This is a genomic window from Streptomyces sp. CB02056 (assembly GCF_001905545.1).
GTDB lineage: Bacteria > Actinomycetota > Actinomycetes > Streptomycetales > Streptomycetaceae > Kitasatospora.
Genome location: NZ_LIPD01000001.1, coordinates 853,880 through 871,550, shown reverse-complemented (window position 1 = coordinate 871,550; position 17,671 = coordinate 853,880). Strand labels below are relative to the sequence as shown.

Here is a 17,671-nt window from a genome sequence, read left to right as displayed (position 1 = left end):
CGGCCCCTGCGGCTACTTCGGGGTGTGCCAGCTGAACTCGAGGACGGTGTCGTTGTAGTCGGAGTCGTCGCCGTTCTCGGCGACGACCACCGCCAGGTTGTAGGCGCCGATCGCGTACGGGCCGCCGGAGTTGAGATTGCTCGGCTTGAAGTCGCCGTCGGCCGCGGCGAACTCGAAGGCGGCGGTGAGGACGGCCGGCCCGGTGACGGTCGACTGCCCGATGGGGGCGTTGCCCTCGCCGGTCCCGCTGAACGCCAGGTCGACGCTGCCGTCCTTGCTGGTGAGCTGCACCTTCTGGACGTTGGACGAGTTGGTCTTGGCCTTGACGGCGACCTGGGCGCCGGCGGGCAGGCTGATCTCGGCGGTGTTGCCCTTGACGTACACATAGGTGTCGGACATGGGATTCCTTCGTTCCGTGGGGAGTTCTCGTGGTGATCACCGCTCACGCTAGCCGCGCCGCGATCGATTCCAAGGAACTCCGTTCCGGAATAACACTTTCGAGGGAACGATCTTGACATCGGGCGCCAAGTGCCAACCCCCGCAAGGAAGGTGGGGTTCTCTGGGGGTTCCTCTCGGGGGCAACCCGGATGTCGGCCCGGGCCGCCAGACCCGACACTCGGTCCATGCGCATCACACGGGCCGGTTGGGCCGTCATGACGGTGCTCGCCACTCTCATCGCCGTGGTCTCCGCCAAGTACTTCAGCTTCGACCCCGCGGGGTTCTTCGAGCAGCAGCGCGCCACCTACCTGCGCCATGAAGTCCCGCTCTACATCCACATCTTCGGCGCGATCACCGCACTCGCGGTCGGGCCGTGGCAGTTCTCCGCCCGCCTGCGCGAGCGCCGGCCGCGCCTGCACCGCCGGATCGGCGTCGTCTACCTGCTCGGCTGCCTGGTCGGCGGGGTGGGCGCGCTGCTGCTGGCGCCCGTCGCGTACGGGGGAGCGGTCGCGAGGCTCGGCTTCGTCGGCCTGGCCGTGGCCTGGCTGGTGACCGGCAACGCCGGGCTGCGGGCGATCCTCGACGGCCGGGTGGCCGACCACCGCAGCTGGATGATCCGCAGCTTCGCGCTCACCTTCGCCGCCGTCACGCTGCGCCTGATGCTGGTCGCCGCGACGGCCGCGCACCTGGACTTCCGCACCTCCTACACCGCCATCGCCTGGCTGTGCTGGGTGCCCAACCTGCTGCTGGCCTGCTGGTTCACCCGCCCCCGCCGCGCCGTCGCGGAGGTGGTCACAGGTCAGTAGGGGTGCTTGTCGGGCCTGGCCCTCCACGCGTCGTACGGGACCTTGCCGAGTTCGGGGCAGAACTGCACCATGCGGATGCTCCGCTCATCGATGGGCTTCTTGAAGTCGTCGTACTGGTACTCGTCGCTGAACCCGATGTCCTGGGTGTCCTGCAGGTCCTGGCTGAAGTAGACGGCGTCGAACCGGGACCAGTAGATGGCGCTCATGCACATCGGGCACGGCTGGCCGCTGGTGTAGATCTCGCAGCCTTTGAGCATCCGGGCGCGGAACGGCTCCTTGTCCGACGGCTCGTTCGGGATGAGTTCCAGCGTGCTCTCCCGCTCGGCGACGGTGGGCTTCCCGGTGTCGGGGACCGGGGTGTCGGGCGCAGGGGAGCCGGCGGCGGCGGGGGAGTCGGAGCAGGCGGCGACCAGGCGGACCCCGGCGCCGAGCGCGAGGCGGCGCGGGGCGTCGCGCCGGCCGATGACGCGGGCCGCGGCGATGAAGTGCCGGAACGTACCGAGGTGACGGTCGCCCGTGTTTCCCCCGTGGACGGCTTCCTTGATCGAACCGGGGGATGCCGGCCCCGGCTAGCCCGGTCGGGCAGCGGTGTTCCCCCGCCCGGGTAGCCGGTACGGCGGGCCTCCGCGCCGGAGTCGGGGGTTCGGGTACGGATCGGGCTCGACGCGGGGAACGGCCCCGCGTCGACGCACCCCGAGCCGCAACCCTCAGGAGCCCCCGTGGCCCGTATGAAGCCCCTCGTCCTGACCGCCCTCGCCGTCGCCGTCACCGGTGTCCTGGCCACGGGCACCGTGGCCGCCGTCGCCGACGGCAAGCCCAGCCACAAGCCCGTCGGAGAGCCCGTCGGCGAGCCGGCGGGCAAGCCCGTGGGCAAGCCCAACGTCAAGCCGACCGTCGTCGTCCCGCACGGCCCGGCCGCCGTCAGCCCCGCACTGATGGCCGCGCACGACCAGGTCGTCGGCGACTGGATCGACGTGGCCCCCGGGGACAACGGGGTCGCCATCGTCAGCTGTCCGTCCGGGGAGGTGCCCACCGGCGGTGGCGGCCAGACCAGCGCCTTCCGGATCTTCGTCACCGACTCCTACGCGACCGACAACTCCTGGGTCGTGCGCGGCACCAACACCGGCACCGGGACCGAGTCCATCCGCGCGACCGCCGTCTGCACCGCGCTCTGACCTTCCGGCCGGCCCTCCGGCCGCACCCGTACGACGAACGGCCCGGGCCCGGGCGGTGGTTGCCAGGGCCCGGGCCGTTCCGTCGCCCGGCTACTTCGGCGCCCGCAGCAGCCCCAGGCCCGAGACCGGCCCGAGGTGGGCGAGCTTGTCGGGGTTGGACACGGCATGGACGGACCGCACCGCGCCGTCGGCGTCGATGTCCAGCTCGATGACGCCGGCCACGCGCTGCTCCGCGTCGTACACCACCGCGCCCGGGCGGCCGTTGACCCGGGCCGGGACGAGGCGCGCGCCCAGGCGGCGGACCCGGCGCAGGCCGCCGACGAGCAGCTGGGCGACGCGGCGCGGGTCGGTGAGGGAGTGGGCGAGTGCGCGGGCCTTGCCGCCGCCGTCGCCCTGGAACGCCACGTCGGGGGCGAGCATGCCGAGCAGGGCGTCCAGGTCGCCGCCCTCGGCGACTTCGAAGAAGCGGCGGGCCAGCTCCTCGCCCTCCGCGCGGCGGGCCGGGGCCGGGGCGACGGCTTCGTCCTCGTGCGCCGCGGGCGCCAGGCGCTTCCTGGCGCGGGCGAGGATCTGGCGGCAGTTCGCCTCGCTCTTCCCCACCATCTCCGCGACCTCCGGGTAGCCGTACCCGAAGGCCTCGCGCAGCGTGAACACCGCGCGCTCGACCGGCGAGAGGGCCTCCATCAGCAGCAGGAACGCCATCGACAGGGTGTCCGCCAGCTCGGCGTGCTCGGCCGGGCCGGGCCGCTCGGCGGTGGTGACGACGGGCTCGGGCAGCCACTGGCCGACGTAGGCCTCGCGGCGCACCCGGGCGGAGGTGAGGTGGTTGATGCCCAGGCGGGTGACGGCCGTGGTCAGGTACGCCTTGGGGTCGGCGATCGCGGTGCCGGCCCGGTCGGCGCGGGTGAAGCCGAGGAAGGCGTCCTGGACGAGGTCCTCGGCGTCGCCGACCGAACCCGTCATCCCGTACGCGATGGAGAACAGCAGCGGACGGTACACGGCCACGCCCGCCACATCCGCCGTACCCGTCATGTGGACCCCCCGCCTGCCCCGCGACCGTGGCCAGCAGGCTATCCGAGGCCCGCCGGGGCCCACTGGCGGGTGGTGTGGCGCAGGTCACGGAGCCCGGGCGGCCGGGGGATGTCACAGAACGGCGGGCCGTCCTGTCTCAAGGGGCAGCAACGGAACAGCGACCGAGGAGCACGCCATGGAACCCCGCCTCAACCCCTTCGCCAGCCCCGTCATCGGCAAGGTCCTCAAGCACCTCATCGCGGCCAACAAGCCCATCGCCGAGTCGGCCCTGCCGTACACCGTCCAGGAGTTGGTGCGGCTGCGCGCCAGCCAGATCAACGGTTGCGGCGCCTGCATCGACATGCACTTCAAGGAGGCCGTGCACGCCGGCGAGGACCCGGTGCGCCTCAACCTGGTCGCCGCCTGGCGCGAGGCCACCGTCTTCACCGAGGCCGAGCGCGCCGCGCTGGAACTCGCCGAGCAGGGCACCCGGCTCGCCGACGCGGCCGGCGGGGTGAGCGACGAGGCGTGGGCGAACGCCGCCAAGCACTACGACGAGGAGCAGCTCGCGGCGCTGGTCTGCGTGATCGCGCTGATCAACGCCTTCAACCGGGCCAACGTGATGATCCGCCAGCCCGGCGGCGGCTACGAGGTCGGCATGTACCACCACTGACCGGCGCGGCTCCGGGCCCCGCTCCTTCCCCAACCGGCCTGCCGGGTACGGCCGGTGGGGAGGCCGGGGCCCGGGCGGTGCGCCGCCCGGACGGGGCGGCGCACCCGTCGCGTTCCACCCGACGGACCGTCAGTACGGACTGTTACGATCTTGGTCCGGGTGAACCGCCCGTTCCGGGAACCGAGGGAGACGTCCATGTCCGAGGAATCGACGCGCCGGATCGTCGTGCTGCGCCACTCCAAGGCCGAGCACCCCGACGTGGACGACCACGAGCGCCCGCTCGCCGAGCGGGGCCGCGAGGACGCGCCGGCGGCCGGACGCTGGATCGCCGGCGCCGGCATCACCCCCGACCTCGCGCTGGTCTCCACCGCCGTGCGGACCCGTGAGACCTGGAGGCTCGCGGCCGCCGAGCTCCCGGTGGTGCCGAAGACCGTCGCCGAGGAGCGCGTGTACGAGGCGAGCCTCGGGGAGCTGATCGCGCTCCTCAACGAGCAGTCCGACGAGGTGCGGGACCTGGTCCTGGTCGGCCACAACCCCGGCGTCCACGCGCTGGCCGACGCCCTGGCGGGCGAGGCCGAGGGGGACCTGCTGGCGCGGATGAACCGCTCCGGCTTCCCGACCTCGGCCATCGCGGTCCTGGAGTTCCAGGGCAGCTGGAAGGCCGTCGAGCACGGCGTCGGCCGGCTCACCGCCTTCTGGGCGCCGCACGCCTGACACCCGCACCGCCCAAACACCCGAACACGGCTGGGCCGCCCGGCAGTTCACCGGGCGGCCCCGCCGCGTTCGGGCCGTCGTGCGGGGCGGCCGGGGTCAGCGGCGCGGCCCGGCGACGTGGTCGCTCAGCCGGATGACGGTGATCTCCACCTGGCCGTGCCCGTCCTCCCAGCCCGCGACCGGTTCGCAGCCCTCGTCGTCCAGGCCGAACGCCGTGGTGTCGGCGGACACGGGCATCAGGCCCATCTCCCCGTCGGTGCAGAAGTAGCCGAGGTGGGTGCGCAGTTCGGGGTTCCCGATCACGGAAAGTTCCTCCTCCCACTCCTCCTCGGGCTCCGCCGTGAAGGGCATCAGCTCCCCGGGGGTGCGGCCGGTGGCGAAGGCCGTGCACAGGGCGTCCAGGAGGGTGCCGTCGGAGACGAGCAGGGGGGCGTAGACCTCCCAGGTGTCGGCCAGGGCCGGGTCGGTGAGGTCGACGCCGTACCGTTCCAGCAGCGGGGCGAGGTCGGCGCCCCGCAGCAGTCCGGGGCTGAAGCAGGCGGCCTCGACGGCGGCGGCGAAGCCCTCGGGGAGATGCGCCCCGGCGTCGGACGGCCGGAACTCGAAGACCGAGCGGCTCGGGTCGAAGACCGGCGTCCCCTCGGCCTCGTCGAACAGGTGGAGCCGGGAGACGAACGGCTCCTCGCCGCGCAGCGCCGCCGGGCGCACCCAGGCGTGCTCGCGGCGGAAGCCGGTCTCGTACAGCAGGTTGCCGGTGACGCAGGCGGCGTAGACCGCGTCGGGGTCGTACTCCGCGAGGGGGCGGCCGAGCAAGGCGGCGAAGGCGTCGGCGAGTTGGCGGTCCCAGTCGGCATCCGCGGGCGCGGTGGGGTGGTAGGTCATGGCGGCACGGTAGCGGCGCCCACCGACAGCGGCCGGGCCGGGTCCGGGGTGCGGGCCAAGGCCGCGCCTACAGCAGCAGCGCCGCCACCTCCGCCGGTGTCCAGTGCCCGGCCGCGCCCGGGCGGGTGGCGAGGTAGCCGGCCGTGCGCCAGGGGCCCCAGCCGTGGGACTCGGCCAGGCCCGCCGCCAGGGTGCGCAGGTAGGGCGGGGTGGGGGCGTTGAGCTCGGCGCCGGCCAGGCCCCGGGCGGCGGTGAAGGTCAGCAGCGGGTGGCCGTCCGACTCGCCGACGTGCAGCAGGGTTTCGTAGCGGCCCGGGCCCAGTTCGGCGCGCCCGGCGGCGAGCACCGGGGCGAGGTCGAGGTCGGTGCCGGGGGAGCGGCGCATCTCCTGGGCGGCGATGTCGCTGAACTGACCGACCGTCACCAGGTAGGCCCGGCAGGGGACTTCGCCGGGAAGGGCCGGGTCGTAGAAGGCCGAGCCGCCGCCCCAGGTGAGCGAGTGGTCGGCGAAGTAGAGCACGCCCGGCAGTACGGTGGCCACCGCCCGGCGCGGCGGGCGCGGGTCGCGGCTGCCGGGGTGGGTCTGCGCCCCGCCGTCGGGGCGGCCGCCGCGCAGGTAGCGGGCGAGGCGGGCGGCGTGCAGGTTCGAGCCGTACGCCACGTACCAGACGAGCACCTCCCCGCCGCTCTCCGTACCGCTCTCCCCGCCGCCCTGCCCGTCACGGTCCAGGTCCCGGTTCCGGTCTCGCCCAGCCGAATCCCAGTCGGGCGCGCCGCTGCCCAGTCCGCTCACAGGAAGGAGCCGCGGTGTGGGCTGCGAAAGACTCCCACAGGAATATGTGAAAACCGTGAACACGCCAGTGATCCGACCAGAACCCCCCGATTCGGCAGCGGCCCCTTCACTACTGGTAGCGAATCGGTCGCCATGGTGTTCATCACTCTTCTCGCTCCCGTCGCACCGCTCCGGTATTCGGCGATTACTCTTCACCAGCGAAAACGATCGGAAACCAGCGAAATAGCATTCGATTCATACCGTTGCTGCCCTCGCGTGGCATCGATGATGAGAATTTTCTTTGATCGATTCCTCACTGCATCCAGCCGACTCCCAGCGGAGTCATGGTGAGTGGGCGCACCCAGCAGGTGACAAAGGCGTCACCCCGCGTGATACCCGTACGCGCCCCCAGGACCCCGGAGCCAAGGAACCCATCCATGGACGCACGCCACGAAACGGCCGGCCCCGGCACGCTGCACCGCCCGAACCCGGGCCCCGTGGCGGGCTGGCCGGCGGCCCAGCCCGCCCACCCCCGCAGCCTGCTCGACATCATCGCCGCCACCGCGCAGGCGCACCCCGGCGCGCCCGCGCTCGACACCGGCGACACCGTCCTCGACTACCGCGCCCTGCTGCACGAGGTCGAGACCCTCGCCGGGCAGCTGGCCGGCCACGGCATCGGCCGCGGCGACCGCGTCGGGGTCCGCATCCCCTCCGGCACCGCCGACCTCTACATCGCGATCCTCGCCGTCATGCGCTGCGGCGCCGCCTACGTGCCCGTCGACGCCGACGACCCCGACGAGCGCGCCGAGATGATCTGGCAGGACGCCGCCGTCTGCGCCGTCCTCGGCCCCGGCCGCGCCCTGCACACCCCCACCGACGCCCGCCCCTCGGGCCGTCCGGCCTGGCCCGCCCCGGCCGACGACGCGTGGATCATCTTCACCTCCGGCACCACCGGCCGCCCCAAGGGCGTCGCCGTCACCCACCGCAGCGCCGCCGCCTTCGTCGACGCCGAGGCCCGCCTCTTCCTCCCGCAGCAGCCGCTCGCCCCCGGCGACCGCGTCCTGGCCGGCCTGTCCGTCGCCTTCGACGCCTCCTGCGAGGAGATGTGGCTCGCCTGGCGCCACGGCGCCTGCCTGGTGCCCGCCCCCCGCTCCCTCGTCAAGGCCGGCACCGACCTCGGCCCCTGGCTCGTCAGCCGGCGCATCACCGCCGTCTCCACCGTCCCCACCCTGCTCGCCCTGTGGCCGCAGGAGTGCCTGGACGCCGTCCGCCTGATCATCGTCGGCGGCGAGGCCTGCCCCGCCGAACTCGTCGACCGCCTCGCCACCGGCGGCCGCGAGTTCTGGAACACCTACGGCCCCACCGAGACCACCGTCGTCGCCACCGCCGCCCGCATGCTCCCCGGCCAGCCGGTGCGCATCGGCGCCCCCCTCGACGGCTGGGAGATCGCCGTCGTCGACCAGGCCGGCCACCCCGTCCCCTGGTACGAGACCGGCGAACTGCTCATCACCGGCGTCGGCACCGCCCGCTACCTCGACCCCGCCAAGGACGCCGAGAAGTTCAGCGCCCACCCCGCCCTCGCCTCGCCCCGCGTCTACCGCAGCGGCGACCTCGTCCGCAACGAACCCGAAGGCCTGATCTTCCTCGGCCGCGCCGACGACCAGGTCAAACTCGGCGGCCGCCGCATCGAGCTCGGCGAGATCGACGCCGCCCTCCAGGCCCTGCCCGACGTGCGCGCCGCCGCCGCGGCCGTCCGCAGGACCCCCGCCGGCGCCGACCTGCTCGTCGGCTACCTCGTCGCCCGGCCCGGCACCACCCCCGACCTCGCCACCGCCCGCCGCCGGCTGCTGGAGCGCCTGCCCGCCCCGCTGGTGCCCGTCCTCGCCCTCGTCGACTCCCTGCCCACCCGCACCTCCGGCAAGGTCGACCGCAACGCCCTGCCCTGGCCGCTCGCCACCACCGGCACCGCCCCCGCCGCCCGGGCCCTGGACGGCACCGCCGGCCGGCTCGCCGCCCACTGGGAGCGCCTGCTCGGCACCGCCCCCGGCCCCGACGACGACTTCTTCGCCCTCGGCGGCTCCAGCCTCACCGCCGCCCGCCTCGTCTCCGAACTGCGCACCCGGCACAACGGCGTCTCCGTCGCCGACCTGTACGCCCACCCCGTCCTCGCCGACCTCGCCGCCCACCTCGACACCCTCGCCCCGGCCGCCGCCCCAGAGGACACCGCCGTCGGCGCCGCCGCCTCCTCCGCCGTCCGCGGCCGCACCGTGCGCCGCACCCCCCGCAGCGCCGGCCTGTGGCAGACCCTCCTGCTCCTCGGCATGTTCTCCCTCGCCGGACTGCGCTGGATCCTCCTCCTGATGGCCCTCGACAACCTCACCGGCAGCCACCTCGCCTGGGCCCCCCACAGCTCCTGGTGGCCCGTCGGCGCCGGCCTGCTCCTCCTCTACAGCGCCCCCGGCCGCACCCTGCTCGCCGCCGCCGGCGCCCGCCTGCTCACCGCCCGCATCCGCCCCGGCAGCCACCCCCGCGGTGGCCACGTCCACCTGCGCCTGTGGGCCGCCGAACGCTACACCGCCATGTTCGGCACCGCCGCCCTCGCCGGCACCCCCTGGGCCCCCCGCTACGCCCGCGCCCTGGGCTGCCGCGTCGGCCCCGGCGTCCAGCTCCACACCCTGCCCCCCGTCACCGGCCTCGCCCGCATCGGCGCCCACGCCTCCGTCGAACCCGAAGCCGACCTCGCCGGCTGGTGGCTCGACGGCGACACCCTCCACCTCGGCCGCATCGACATCGGCGACGGCGCCCGCATCGGCCACCGCGCCACCCTCATGCCCGGCGCCCGCATCGGCGCCGGCGCCGAGATCGCCCCCGGCTCCTGCGTCACCGCCACCACCGCCGTCCCGCCCGGCGAACACTGGACCGGCTCCCCGGCCCGCCCCGACACCACCGCCCCCGCCGACTGGCCCACCGCCCCCGCCCCCGCCCCGCGCGGCTGGAACCTCGCCTACGGCGCCGCCTTCGCCCTCTTCGGCCTCGTCCCGATCCTCGCCGCGCTGCCCGCCCTGGCCATCGTCTACCCGATGATCGACAGCGACGCCACCCTGCTCGGCGCCCTCGTCCAGCTCCTGCCCGCCACCATCCCGCTGGCCGCCCTCACCGTCGTCTGCTACGCCACCCTCATAGCGCTCCTCGTGCGCCTGCTGTCCCTCCCGCTGCGCCCCGGCCACCACCCCGCCACCGGCCGCGTCGCCTTCTGCGCCTGGGCCGTCAGCCGCCTCAGCGACACCGCCCGGCGCACCCTCTTCCCCTTCTACGCCAGCCTCTTCACCCCGGTGTGGCTGCGCCTGCTCGGCGCCCGCGTCGGACGGCGCGTCGAAGCCTCCACCGTGCTCGCCCTGCCCGGCCTGATGCGCGTCGACGACGGCGCCTTCCTCGCCGACGACACCCTCGTCGCCCCGTACGAGCTGCGCGGCGGCTGGCTCCGCCTCGGCCCCGCCCACGTCGGACGCCGCTCCTTCGTCGGCAACTCCGGCATCGTCGGCCCCGGCCGCCACCTGCCCGACAACTCCCTCGTCGGCGTCCTGTCCGACACCCCCGCCCACGCCCCCGAAGGCTCCTCCTGGCTCGGCCGCCCCGCCTTCGCGCTGCCCCGCGTCGCCGACACCGGCGCCGACGCCCGCACCTACAACCCGCCCCGGCGCCTGATGTGGGCGCGCGCCGGCGTCGAACTCTGCCGGCTGCTGCCGATCGTCCTCGCCGCCCTGCTCGGCGACCTCGTCCTCGCCGCCCTGCAGGAACTGCGCGACGACTACGGCCTGGCCGTCGCCCTCGGCACCGCCGGACTCGTGCTCACCGCCGCCGCCGTCGTCGCCTGCGCCGTCACCACCGCCGCCAAGTGGCTGCTGGTCGGACGCTTCCGCGTCGCCGAACACCCCCTGTGGTCCTCCTTCGTGTGGCGCAACGAGCTCTACGACACCTTCGTCGAGGAACTCGCCATGCCCTTCGGCGGCCACACCATCACCGGCACCCCCTACCTGAACGTGTGGCTGCGCAGCCTCGGCGCCCGCATCGGCCGCGGCGTGTGGTGCGAGACCCACTGGCTGCCCGAGACCGACCTGGTCACCGTCGAGGCCGGCGCCAGCGTCAACCGCGGCACCGTCCTGCAGACCCACCTCTTCCACGACCGCGTCATGCGGCTGGGCCCCGTCCACCTCGCCGCCGGCTCCACCACCGGCCCGCACTCCATCGTGCTGCTCAACGCCTCCCTCGGGGCCGGCAGCACCGTCGGCCCGGCCTCCCTGGTCATGCGCGGCGAGAACGTCCCCGGCGGCGGGCGCTGGCTCGGCAACCCCGTCGCCGCCTGGGACGCCGACCCCACCCCGCCCGCCGGCCGGCGCCGCCACCGGGCCACCGCCGGGGTGTGACGCGAATCACTCCGGTGGGGCGATGAGTTCGCGGTGCGGTCACGGTCTACCTCCGTGACCGCACCGCTTCTCCTTTCCCGCCCTCCCGAGAGGAACCGCCCATGACCGCCGCCCCCGCCGCGAAGACCGCTGCGAAGACCGCCGTGAAGACCGCGGAGACCGCCGCGAAGGCCCCCGCCGTAAAGGGCCCCGCCTCCTATTTCCCCTCCATCGAGAAGAAGTACGGCCGCCCGGTCGAGGAGTGGAAGGACCTCATTCGCGCCTCCCCGCTCGCCAGGCACATGGAGCTCGTCGCCTGGCTCAAGACCGAGCACAACATCGGCCACGGCCACGCGAACGCCCTCGTCGCCCACACCCTTGCCGAAAAGTCCTCCTGAGAGGGCCACTTGATGCGATCATCGACGGCATGAAGGTACTCGTGATCGGAGCCTCCGGCACACTCGGCAGCGCTGTCGCCACCGCCCTGGAGAAGGAGCACCAGGTCGTACGGGCCTCGCGCAGCGGCCCGGTGACGGTCGACCTGGAGGACTCCGACTCCCTGGACGCGCTCTTCGCCGGCCTGCCCGACCTCGACGCGGTCGTCTGCTGCGCCGTGTCGGGCCCGATGGTCGACTTCGCCACGGCGACCGACGAGGAGTTCCTCGCCGGGCTGCAGGGCAAGCTGCTGGGCCAGATCGCCCTGGCCCGGCGCGCCCAGCACCACCTGCGCGACGGCGGCTCCATCACCCTCACCGGCGGCACGTTCACCACCCCGATGGTCGGTGGATCGTTGGGCGCCGTCATCAACACCGGGCTGGAGGGCTTCGTCCGCAACGCCGCCGCCGAACTGCCCCGCGACCTGCGGATCAACCTCGTCAGCCCCGGCTGGATCGCCGAGACGCTGCAGCTCCTCGGCCGGGACCCGGCCCCCGGCATCCTCGCCGTCGACGCCGCCCGCTCCTACGTCACCGCCGTGGAAGGCCGGACGAACGGGGAGACCCTGCTCCCCTGAACCGCCGAGCCCGCGCACAGGAAGTCGGCCCGGCCGACTTCCCGCGCACGGCGCCCCGGAGCGGCGGGGGGTTACGGAGCGGCGGGGGTCACGGGCGCCGGGCCACGAAGACGAACTCCCGCCCGCCCTGGCCGGGAGCGTCGCGGACCTCCTCCAGCACGTAGCCGTGGGCGGCCAAGTCCCGCTCCACCTCCGCCCGTTCCCGGAAGCGCAGCGTCGAATCCGACGTCAGCACCTGCCCGTCCACCGCGAACACGTACGTCCACCGGAACGTCACCAGCGGCCCGCGTACCCCGACCAGGTCGACCCAGCTCTCGACGGCGCCCGCGCCCGGGACCTCCGTCACCCGGTGGGAGCGCTCGCGCGTCCACTCCTCCCAGGCGCGGGCGCCCGGATCGCGGGTCTCGAAGACCAGCCGCCCGCCCGGCCGCAGCGCCGCGAAGGCCCCCCGCAGCGTCCCCCGCCAGGCCCGCGGACCGGCGATCGCCTGGGCGACGTTCGCCGTCATCGTCGCCAGATCGACCCGCAGCGGCGGCAGGTCCGTCGCGTCGCCGTGGATCCACCGCACCCGCCCGCCGCCCGGCTTGGCGCGCGCGACCTCCACGGAGGCCAGGGCGGGATCGACGCCGACCACCTCGAACCCGCGGCCGGCCAGCAGGAGCGCGAACACCCCCGTGCCGCAGCCGATGTCCAGCACCCGGCGCGCCCCGAACTCCCGTGCCATCGCCAGGTAGGCGTCGAGGTCGCCGCGGTCGGGGTCGAGCGGGTCGTAGAGCGCGGCGAGCCGCGGGTGCCCGAAGCATGCGTCAGCCATGGGACGACCGTAGGCGAGGCCCCGTCCGGCAGCGGACAGGTCTACACCATTTCGTCCAGGGCTGGCCGAATCCGGCCTCCCGCCCGCCGCCCCCGCCACCCGCTCGCCCGGGTGCTCAGCAGTCCCGCGAGCGCCTGCGGCCACTCCCGCCCGGGCCGTCGGGTTCCGGCCGAAGGCCCCGGCGCCGCTTGTCCGTCGGCGAACCGACGAGGAAGAGTAGGAGCACCGCCGGCCGGCGATCGTGTCCAACTCCCCGCACAAGAGAGGACATTGCCATGACCGACGACGTGTACGAGCCCCCGGTGATGATCGAACTCGGCGACTTCGCGGACCTCACCCGGGGCTTCGACATCGGCAACCAGTCCGACGTCCACGGCTACTACCTCGCCCCCTGAGGACCGAACCGTGAACGGCCACCGGCGGACCTGGTTCGTGGTCCTGCCGGACACCGACGCAGCAGCCGCGGTGGCCGCGGTGTGGGGCACGGCCGAGCGCCGTGCCCTGCACCACCCCAGCGGCCGCCCCTGGATCCTCGGCCACTGGCCGGCCGACGAGGCGGTCACCGCCCAGGCCGGACCGGTCGCGCTGGCCGTGTTCGGCACCAGCGACACCGACACCCACCAGCTGCGCCGCCGCGCCGAACACCTCCGCGACCCGCGCGACGCCCTCGCCCTCACCCACACCGACGGCCCGGCCGGCAGCCACCACCTGATCGCCACCGTGCACGGCACCGTCACCGCCCGCGGCTCGCTGTCCGGACTCCACCGCCTCCACCTGGCCGAGGTCCACGGCGTCCCCGTCCTCGCCGACCGGGCCGACGTCCTGGCCGCCGCGGCCGGCCTCACCCCGTCCACCGAACGCCTCGCCCTGCGCCTCGCCCACCCCCTGCCGCACCCCGCCGACACCCTGCCCCTGTGGCCCGGCATCACCCCCGTGCCACCGCACCACACCGCCCTGCTCGCCCCCGCCCGCCCCGCCCGCACCCTCGCCCACTGGCAGCCGCCCGCCCCCGAACGACCCCGCCCCGAAGCCGCGACGGCCCTGCGCCACGCCCTGCACCGCGCCGTCGCCGCCCGCACCCGCGACGGCGGACTCGTCGCCGCCGACCTGTCCGGCGGCCTCGACTCCACCCCCCTGTGCTTCCTCGCCGCCACCGGCCCCGCCGACCTGCTCACCGTCACCATCGGCTCCCTCGACCCCCACCACGAGGACGCCCCCTGGGCCGACCGCGCCGCCCGCCACCTGCCCGGCACCCGGCTCGTCCTGCCCGCCGAGGACCTCCCCGCGATGTTCGCCGACACCGACACCCCCGGCCCCCAGGGCGACGAACCGTTCGCCTGGACCCGCACCAGGGCCCGCGACGAGGCCGTCGCCCGCCTCCTCGCCGCCCGCGGCGCCCGCCTGCGCATCAGCGGCGAAGGCGGCGACGAAGTCCTCCAGGCCCTCCCCGCCTACCTGCGCACCCTCGCCCCGCGCCACCCCGCCACCGCCGCCCGCCACCTGCGCGGACACCGCGCCCGCCTGCGCTGGAAACTGCCCGACGCCCTCGGCGCCCTCGCCGACCCCCGCCCCTACCCCGCCTGGCTCGCCCACGCCGCCGACCGCCTCACCCACCCCGCGCCGCCCACCACCCAACTCCTCGGCTGGGGAACCGAACCCCGGCTGCCGCCCTGGGCCACCCCGCACGCCGCCGCCCTGGTCCGCGACCAGCTCAAGGCCCTGCGGGACGCACGGCCCCTGGCCCCGCAGCACGCCCAGCACCAGGTCCTGCGCACGGTCCGGCACAGCGCCTCCGCCATGCGCCAGCTCGTCGACGCCACCGCCCGCGCCGGCACCCCGTACAGCACACCCTTCCTGGACGACCAGGTCCTCGACGCCTGCCTGGCCGCCGACCCCGCCACCCGCGGAACCCCCTTCGCCTACAAGCCCCTGCTCACCACCGCCCTCGCCCCGGACGTCCCCGCCGACCTCCTGCGCCGCACCGGCAAGGGCGACTTCACCCCCGACGCCCACCAGGGCCTCGCCCGCCACCGCGCCCGAATCGCCGCCCTCACCGAGGACAGCGCCCTGGCCCGCGCCGGCCTGATCGACCCCGACGCCCTGCGCCAGGCCTGCCTCGGGCTCTACCCCACCGGCACCCCCTACGCCGCCCTGGACGCCACCCTCGCCTGCGAACACTGGCTGCGCGCCCACGGCAGCCGCCACCGCACCGCCGCCACCACCACCGGAGGGACCTGATGCCCGCCCAGCTGCGCCCTGACGTGACGCTCACCCCGACCGACGACGGCGCCGTCCTGCTCGACGAGCGCTCCGGCCGCTACTACCAGCTCAACCGCACCGCACTGCTCGTCCTGCGCTCCCTGCTGGACGGCCGCACCGCCGAGGAGACCGCCGCCGACCTCAGCGCCCGCCACCCGGTCACCGCCGACCGGGCGCGCGCCGACGTCGACCGGCTGCACGAGACCCTGCGCACCGCCGGACTGGTCACCGGCGGACCGGGCGCCGGCGGACCGGCCGGCACGGGAGCGGGCACGGCCGGATGAGCCTGCACGCCCACGCCACCCGCGCTGGCCGCCCGCCCTGGCACCGGCGGCCCGCCGCCCTCGCGGCGATCGGCGCGGCCCGGCTGATCGAGCGGCTCCCCCCGGCCCGCATCCGCCGGGTGATGCTCGCCCTGCGCCGCGGCGCCCGGCCCGCCGACCGCGCCGAGGCCCTCGCCGCCCGGCAGGCCGTGGTCGCCCTCAGCATGCGCTGCGCCGGCCAGGGCTGCCTCCAACGCTCCATCGCCACAGCCCTGTTGTGCCGCACCCGGGGCGCCTGGCCGACCTGGCGCACCGGCGTGCGCACCGCCCCGTTCCGCGCCCACGCCTGGATCGAGGCCGAGGGCGGCCCCGTCGACGAGCCCGCCGAACTCGCCCACTTCCACCCGCTGATCACCATCGCCCCGGAGCCCCGGCCGGGCTGGTGACCGGCGGAGGGCCGCGCGGGAAGTCGGCCCGGCTTCCCGCGGGCGGCAGGGGGCGCTACCGGTGCGGGGACGGGACGCCGGCGGCGCGCAGCCGGGCCTCGGTGAGCGCGGTCAGCCGGGCCGAGACCGGGGCCTGGTCGTCGCGGTGGCGGTCGATCAGCCGGTACTGGGTGGCGGCCCTGGCCCAGGCACGCAGGCCGGCCGGGTCGCCCAGCAGGGCGGGGTTGGCGAGGTAGTGGTCGGCCATGGCGGCGGCGAGCTCCTCGACCCTCGGATCGTCCGGCTCCCAGGCCTCGGCCTCCTGGCCGCGTCTGGTCAGTTCGACGAACCCCGGGTCGTCCAGGCGCAGTTCGAGCTGGGCGAGGAGGCCGTCGAAGCCCTCCGGCACCAGCGCCCGCGCCAGCACCAGGGCCTCGCGCTGCGCCGCCACGTAGTCGGGGCCGAAGCCGAGCCCGGGCATCCGCTCCAGGACCGCGCAGGCGCGGTCGGGCAGCAGGGCCCGGTCGCCGTCGGCGAGCCGGTGCAGGGTGTCGCGGCGCGCGGTCAGTTCCGTGATCCGCTCGGTCAGGCGCCGCTCCACGTCGGCGAGGGCGGTGGCGAACCGCTCGCCGTCGGCGTCGAGCAGCGGCCCGACCTCCGCCAGCGGCACCCCGGCGGCGGCCAGCGTCCGGACCTGCACCAGCCGCAGCAATTCGCCCGACCCGTACCGCCGGTAGCCGGAGGCGTCGCGCAGCGGCTCCTCGACCAGCCCCTGCCGGTGGTAGTGCCGCACCGTCTTCACCGTGACGCCGACGTACGCGGCCGCCTGCCCGATCGTGACTCCGTTTGCCATCCGTTCAGCCTGCCGTACGACCGGATGCCGTGGGGCCGGGCCCGGTGCCGAACACCTCGTCGACGAGCCGTCGCTGGGCGCTCTGGAACGCCGCGGCGACGGACACGTCGGCGTCGTCCACGTAGGTCAGCCCGGCGGTCAGGGTGGTGCCGCCGTCCGGCGAGCCGTACATCAGCGCGGCCGAGCCGATGGTGGCGCCGTTGTGGTGGAAGACGGTGCCCGTGTCCGTGGCCTGGGCGAAGATCCCCAGCCCGTAGCCGACCGTCGCCTCCGGCGCGCGCATCTCGGCCAGCAGGCCGGGCGGCAGCAGCCGGCCGCCCATCAGCGCGGAGAAGTACACGTGCAGGTCCCGGGTGGTCGAGATCATGTCGCCGCCGCCCGAGACCCAGGACGGGTTGTGCCGGGTGACGTCGACCGTCCGCTCCCGCCCGGCGTCCTCGTAGCGGTAGTAGCTGCGGCCGTGCGGCTCGGGCACCTCCGGCGAGGGGCCCGGGGCCACCGTCCCGGTCAGCCCCAGCGGCTCCAGGACCAGCCGCCGCAGCTCCTCGGCGAACGGCCGGCCGGTGACCCGCTCGACCACCAGCCGGGCCAGCACGTAGTTGGTGTTGGCGTAGCTCCAGCGCGCCCCCGGCGCGAACCGCGCCGGCCGGGACAGCGACAGCCGCACCAACTCCTCGGGCCGGTAGGTGCGGAAGCGGTCCTCCACCCACTCCCGGCCCCGCCACGGGACCCCCGGCACGAACGTCCCGTCCTCCTCCAGCTCGCCGGTGTGGTTGAAGATCCCGCTGGTGTGCTGGAGCAGCATCCGCACCGTGATCCGCCGGTCCAGCCCGAACCCGGGCAGGTGGTTGCTGGCCGGGTCGTCCAGGGCCAGCCGGCCCTCGGCCACCAGCATCAGCACCGAGGTCGCGATGAAGCTCTTGGTGACGCTGCCGACGCGGAAGTGCCCGTCGGCCGGCGGCCTCTCCTCGCGGCCCAGCTCGCGGGACCCGGCGGTGCCGACCCACTCGCCGTGCGCGTCGTTCACCCGCACCTGCACGCCGAGGAAACCGGATCCGGCGATCTCCTCGACCGCCCGTCGCAGCTCCGGGCGGTCCGGGCCGTGGGTGGAGTGGTGGGTGGACATGCTGCCCCCTCGTATCGCGGGGCCCGCGTCGTCGTCGGGCCCGAT

19 protein-coding genes are annotated in these 17,671 nt (G+C 75.1%); 11 read left to right on the top strand and 8 right to left on the bottom strand.

The genetic code is table 11. The features are described from left to right. Nucleotides 1–12: 12 nt before the first annotated feature. Nucleotides 13–399: a fucose-binding lectin II gene (locus AMK13_RS03900; RefSeq protein ID WP_074001106.1), complete on the bottom strand. Its 387-nt coding sequence runs from the start codon at nt 397–399 to the stop codon at nt 13–15. Nucleotides 400–623: 224 nt separating this feature from the next. On the opposite strand from AMK13_RS03900, the gene AMK13_RS03895 reads away from it, so the two are divergent. Next, entirely contained in the window at nt 624–1,244 is a 621-nt protein-coding gene (locus AMK13_RS03895) for a DUF2306 domain-containing protein (RefSeq protein WP_074001105.1), read from the top strand. On the opposite strand, the gene AMK13_RS03890 is transcribed toward AMK13_RS03895, so the two are convergent. Next, the gene (locus AMK13_RS03890) at nt 1,238–1,501 is read right to left on the bottom strand and encodes a nucleoside deaminase (protein ID WP_107418658.1); all 264 of its coding nucleotides are present in this window, start codon (nt 1,499–1,501) and stop codon (nt 1,238–1,240) included. The genes AMK13_RS03895 and AMK13_RS03890 overlap by 7 nt on opposite strands. A 462-nt stretch (nt 1,502–1,963) precedes the next feature. Between AMK13_RS03890 and AMK13_RS03880 the strand changes: the two genes are divergently transcribed. After that, nucleotides 1,964–2,419 carry a hypothetical protein gene (locus AMK13_RS03880; RefSeq protein ID WP_143204473.1) on the top strand — a complete coding sequence of 152 codons (456 nt, stop codon included), beginning with the start codon at nt 1,964–1,966 and terminating at the stop codon, nt 2,417–2,419. Between the two features lie 90 nt (nt 2,420–2,509). On the opposite strand, the gene sigJ is transcribed toward AMK13_RS03880, so the two are convergent. Then, nucleotides 2,510–3,451 carry an RNA polymerase sigma factor SigJ gene (gene sigJ, locus AMK13_RS03875; protein ID WP_074001103.1) on the bottom strand — a complete coding sequence of 314 codons (942 nt, stop codon included), beginning with the start codon at nt 3,449–3,451 and terminating at the stop codon, nt 2,510–2,512. Between the two features lie 175 nt (nt 3,452–3,626). On the opposite strand from sigJ, the gene AMK13_RS03870 reads away from it, so the two are divergent. Then, nucleotides 3,627–4,103 (top strand): carboxymuconolactone decarboxylase family protein, encoded by a 477-nt coding sequence (locus tag AMK13_RS03870; RefSeq protein ID WP_074001102.1) that lies wholly within the window; start codon nt 3,627–3,629, stop codon nt 4,101–4,103. 195 nt (nt 4,104–4,298) lie between these two features. Further along, nucleotides 4,299–4,817 carry a SixA phosphatase family protein gene (locus AMK13_RS03865; protein WP_074001101.1) on the top strand — a complete coding sequence of 173 codons (519 nt, stop codon included), beginning with the start codon at nt 4,299–4,301 and terminating at the stop codon, nt 4,815–4,817. Nucleotides 4,818–4,913: 96 nt separating this feature from the next. On the opposite strand, the gene AMK13_RS03860 is transcribed toward AMK13_RS03865, so the two are convergent. Then, nucleotides 4,914–5,699: a hypothetical protein gene (locus AMK13_RS03860; protein WP_074001100.1), complete on the bottom strand. Its 786-nt coding sequence runs from the start codon at nt 5,697–5,699 to the stop codon at nt 4,914–4,916. A gap of 67 nt (nt 5,700–5,766) precedes the next feature. Then, nucleotides 5,767–6,492, bottom strand: coding sequence for a histone deacetylase (locus AMK13_RS03855; protein ID WP_241852735.1), 726 nt, complete (start codon nt 6,490–6,492; stop codon nt 5,767–5,769). A gap of 416 nt (nt 6,493–6,908) precedes the next feature. Between AMK13_RS03855 and AMK13_RS03850 the strand changes: the two genes are divergently transcribed. The 3 genes from AMK13_RS03850 (at nt 6,909) to AMK13_RS03840 (ending at nt 11,886) form a co-directional block, all read left to right on the top strand. Further along, nucleotides 6,909–10,895, top strand: a complete 3,987-nt coding sequence (locus AMK13_RS03850) for a Pls/PosA family non-ribosomal peptide synthetase (protein ID WP_079271795.1) — start codon at nt 6,909–6,911, stop codon at nt 10,893–10,895. A 143-nt stretch (nt 10,896–11,038) separates the two neighbouring features. Continuing rightward, entirely contained in the window at nt 11,039–11,272 is a 234-nt protein-coding gene (locus tag AMK13_RS03845; protein ID WP_049658600.1) for a DUF4287 domain-containing protein, read from the top strand. Nucleotides 11,273–11,301: 29 nt separating this feature from the next. Next, the gene (locus AMK13_RS03840) at nt 11,302–11,886 is read left to right on the top strand and encodes a short chain dehydrogenase (RefSeq protein ID WP_049658590.1); all 585 of its coding nucleotides are present in this window, start codon (nt 11,302–11,304) and stop codon (nt 11,884–11,886) included. Between the two features lie 88 nt (nt 11,887–11,974). Here the strand turns inward: AMK13_RS03840 and AMK13_RS03835 are convergent, their stop codons facing one another. After that, nucleotides 11,975–12,700, bottom strand: a complete 726-nt coding sequence (locus AMK13_RS03835; RefSeq protein WP_074001099.1) for a class I SAM-dependent methyltransferase — start codon at nt 12,698–12,700, stop codon at nt 11,975–11,977. Between the two features lie 275 nt (nt 12,701–12,975). On the opposite strand from AMK13_RS03835, the gene AMK13_RS43340 reads away from it, so the two are divergent. Genes AMK13_RS43340 through AMK13_RS03820 form a run of 4 tightly spaced genes read left to right on the top strand, consistent with a single transcriptional unit; the run spans nt 12,976 to nt 15,668 of the window. After that, entirely contained in the window at nt 12,976–13,095 is a 120-nt protein-coding gene (locus AMK13_RS43340) for a lasso RiPP family leader peptide-containing protein (RefSeq protein ID WP_107086612.1), read from the top strand. Nucleotides 13,096–13,105: 10 nt separating this feature from the next. Beyond that, entirely contained in the window at nt 13,106–14,938 is a 1,833-nt protein-coding gene (locus AMK13_RS03830; RefSeq protein WP_074001098.1) for an asparagine synthase-related protein, read from the top strand. Continuing rightward, nucleotides 14,938–15,243 carry a lasso peptide biosynthesis PqqD family chaperone gene (locus tag AMK13_RS03825; protein WP_074001097.1) on the top strand — a complete coding sequence of 102 codons (306 nt, stop codon included), beginning with the start codon at nt 14,938–14,940 and terminating at the stop codon, nt 15,241–15,243. The genes AMK13_RS03830 and AMK13_RS03825 overlap by 1 nt, the downstream gene beginning before the upstream one ends. Continuing rightward, nucleotides 15,240–15,668 carry a lasso peptide biosynthesis B2 protein gene (locus AMK13_RS03820; protein ID WP_074001096.1) on the top strand — a complete coding sequence of 143 codons (429 nt, stop codon included), beginning with the start codon at nt 15,240–15,242 and terminating at the stop codon, nt 15,666–15,668. The genes AMK13_RS03825 and AMK13_RS03820 overlap by 4 nt, the downstream gene beginning before the upstream one ends. Before the next feature lie 55 nt (nt 15,669–15,723). On the opposite strand, the gene AMK13_RS03815 is transcribed toward AMK13_RS03820, so the two are convergent. Both AMK13_RS03815 and AMK13_RS03810 read right to left on the bottom strand, forming a co-directional pair. Continuing rightward, nucleotides 15,724–16,500 carry a MerR family transcriptional regulator gene (locus AMK13_RS03815; RefSeq protein WP_074001095.1) on the bottom strand — a complete coding sequence of 259 codons (777 nt, stop codon included), beginning with the start codon at nt 16,498–16,500 and terminating at the stop codon, nt 15,724–15,726. 4 nt (nt 16,501–16,504) lie between these two features. After that, entirely contained in the window at nt 16,505–17,626 is a 1,122-nt protein-coding gene (locus AMK13_RS03810) for a serine hydrolase domain-containing protein (protein WP_074001094.1), read from the bottom strand. Nucleotides 17,627–17,671: the final 45 nt, after the last annotated feature.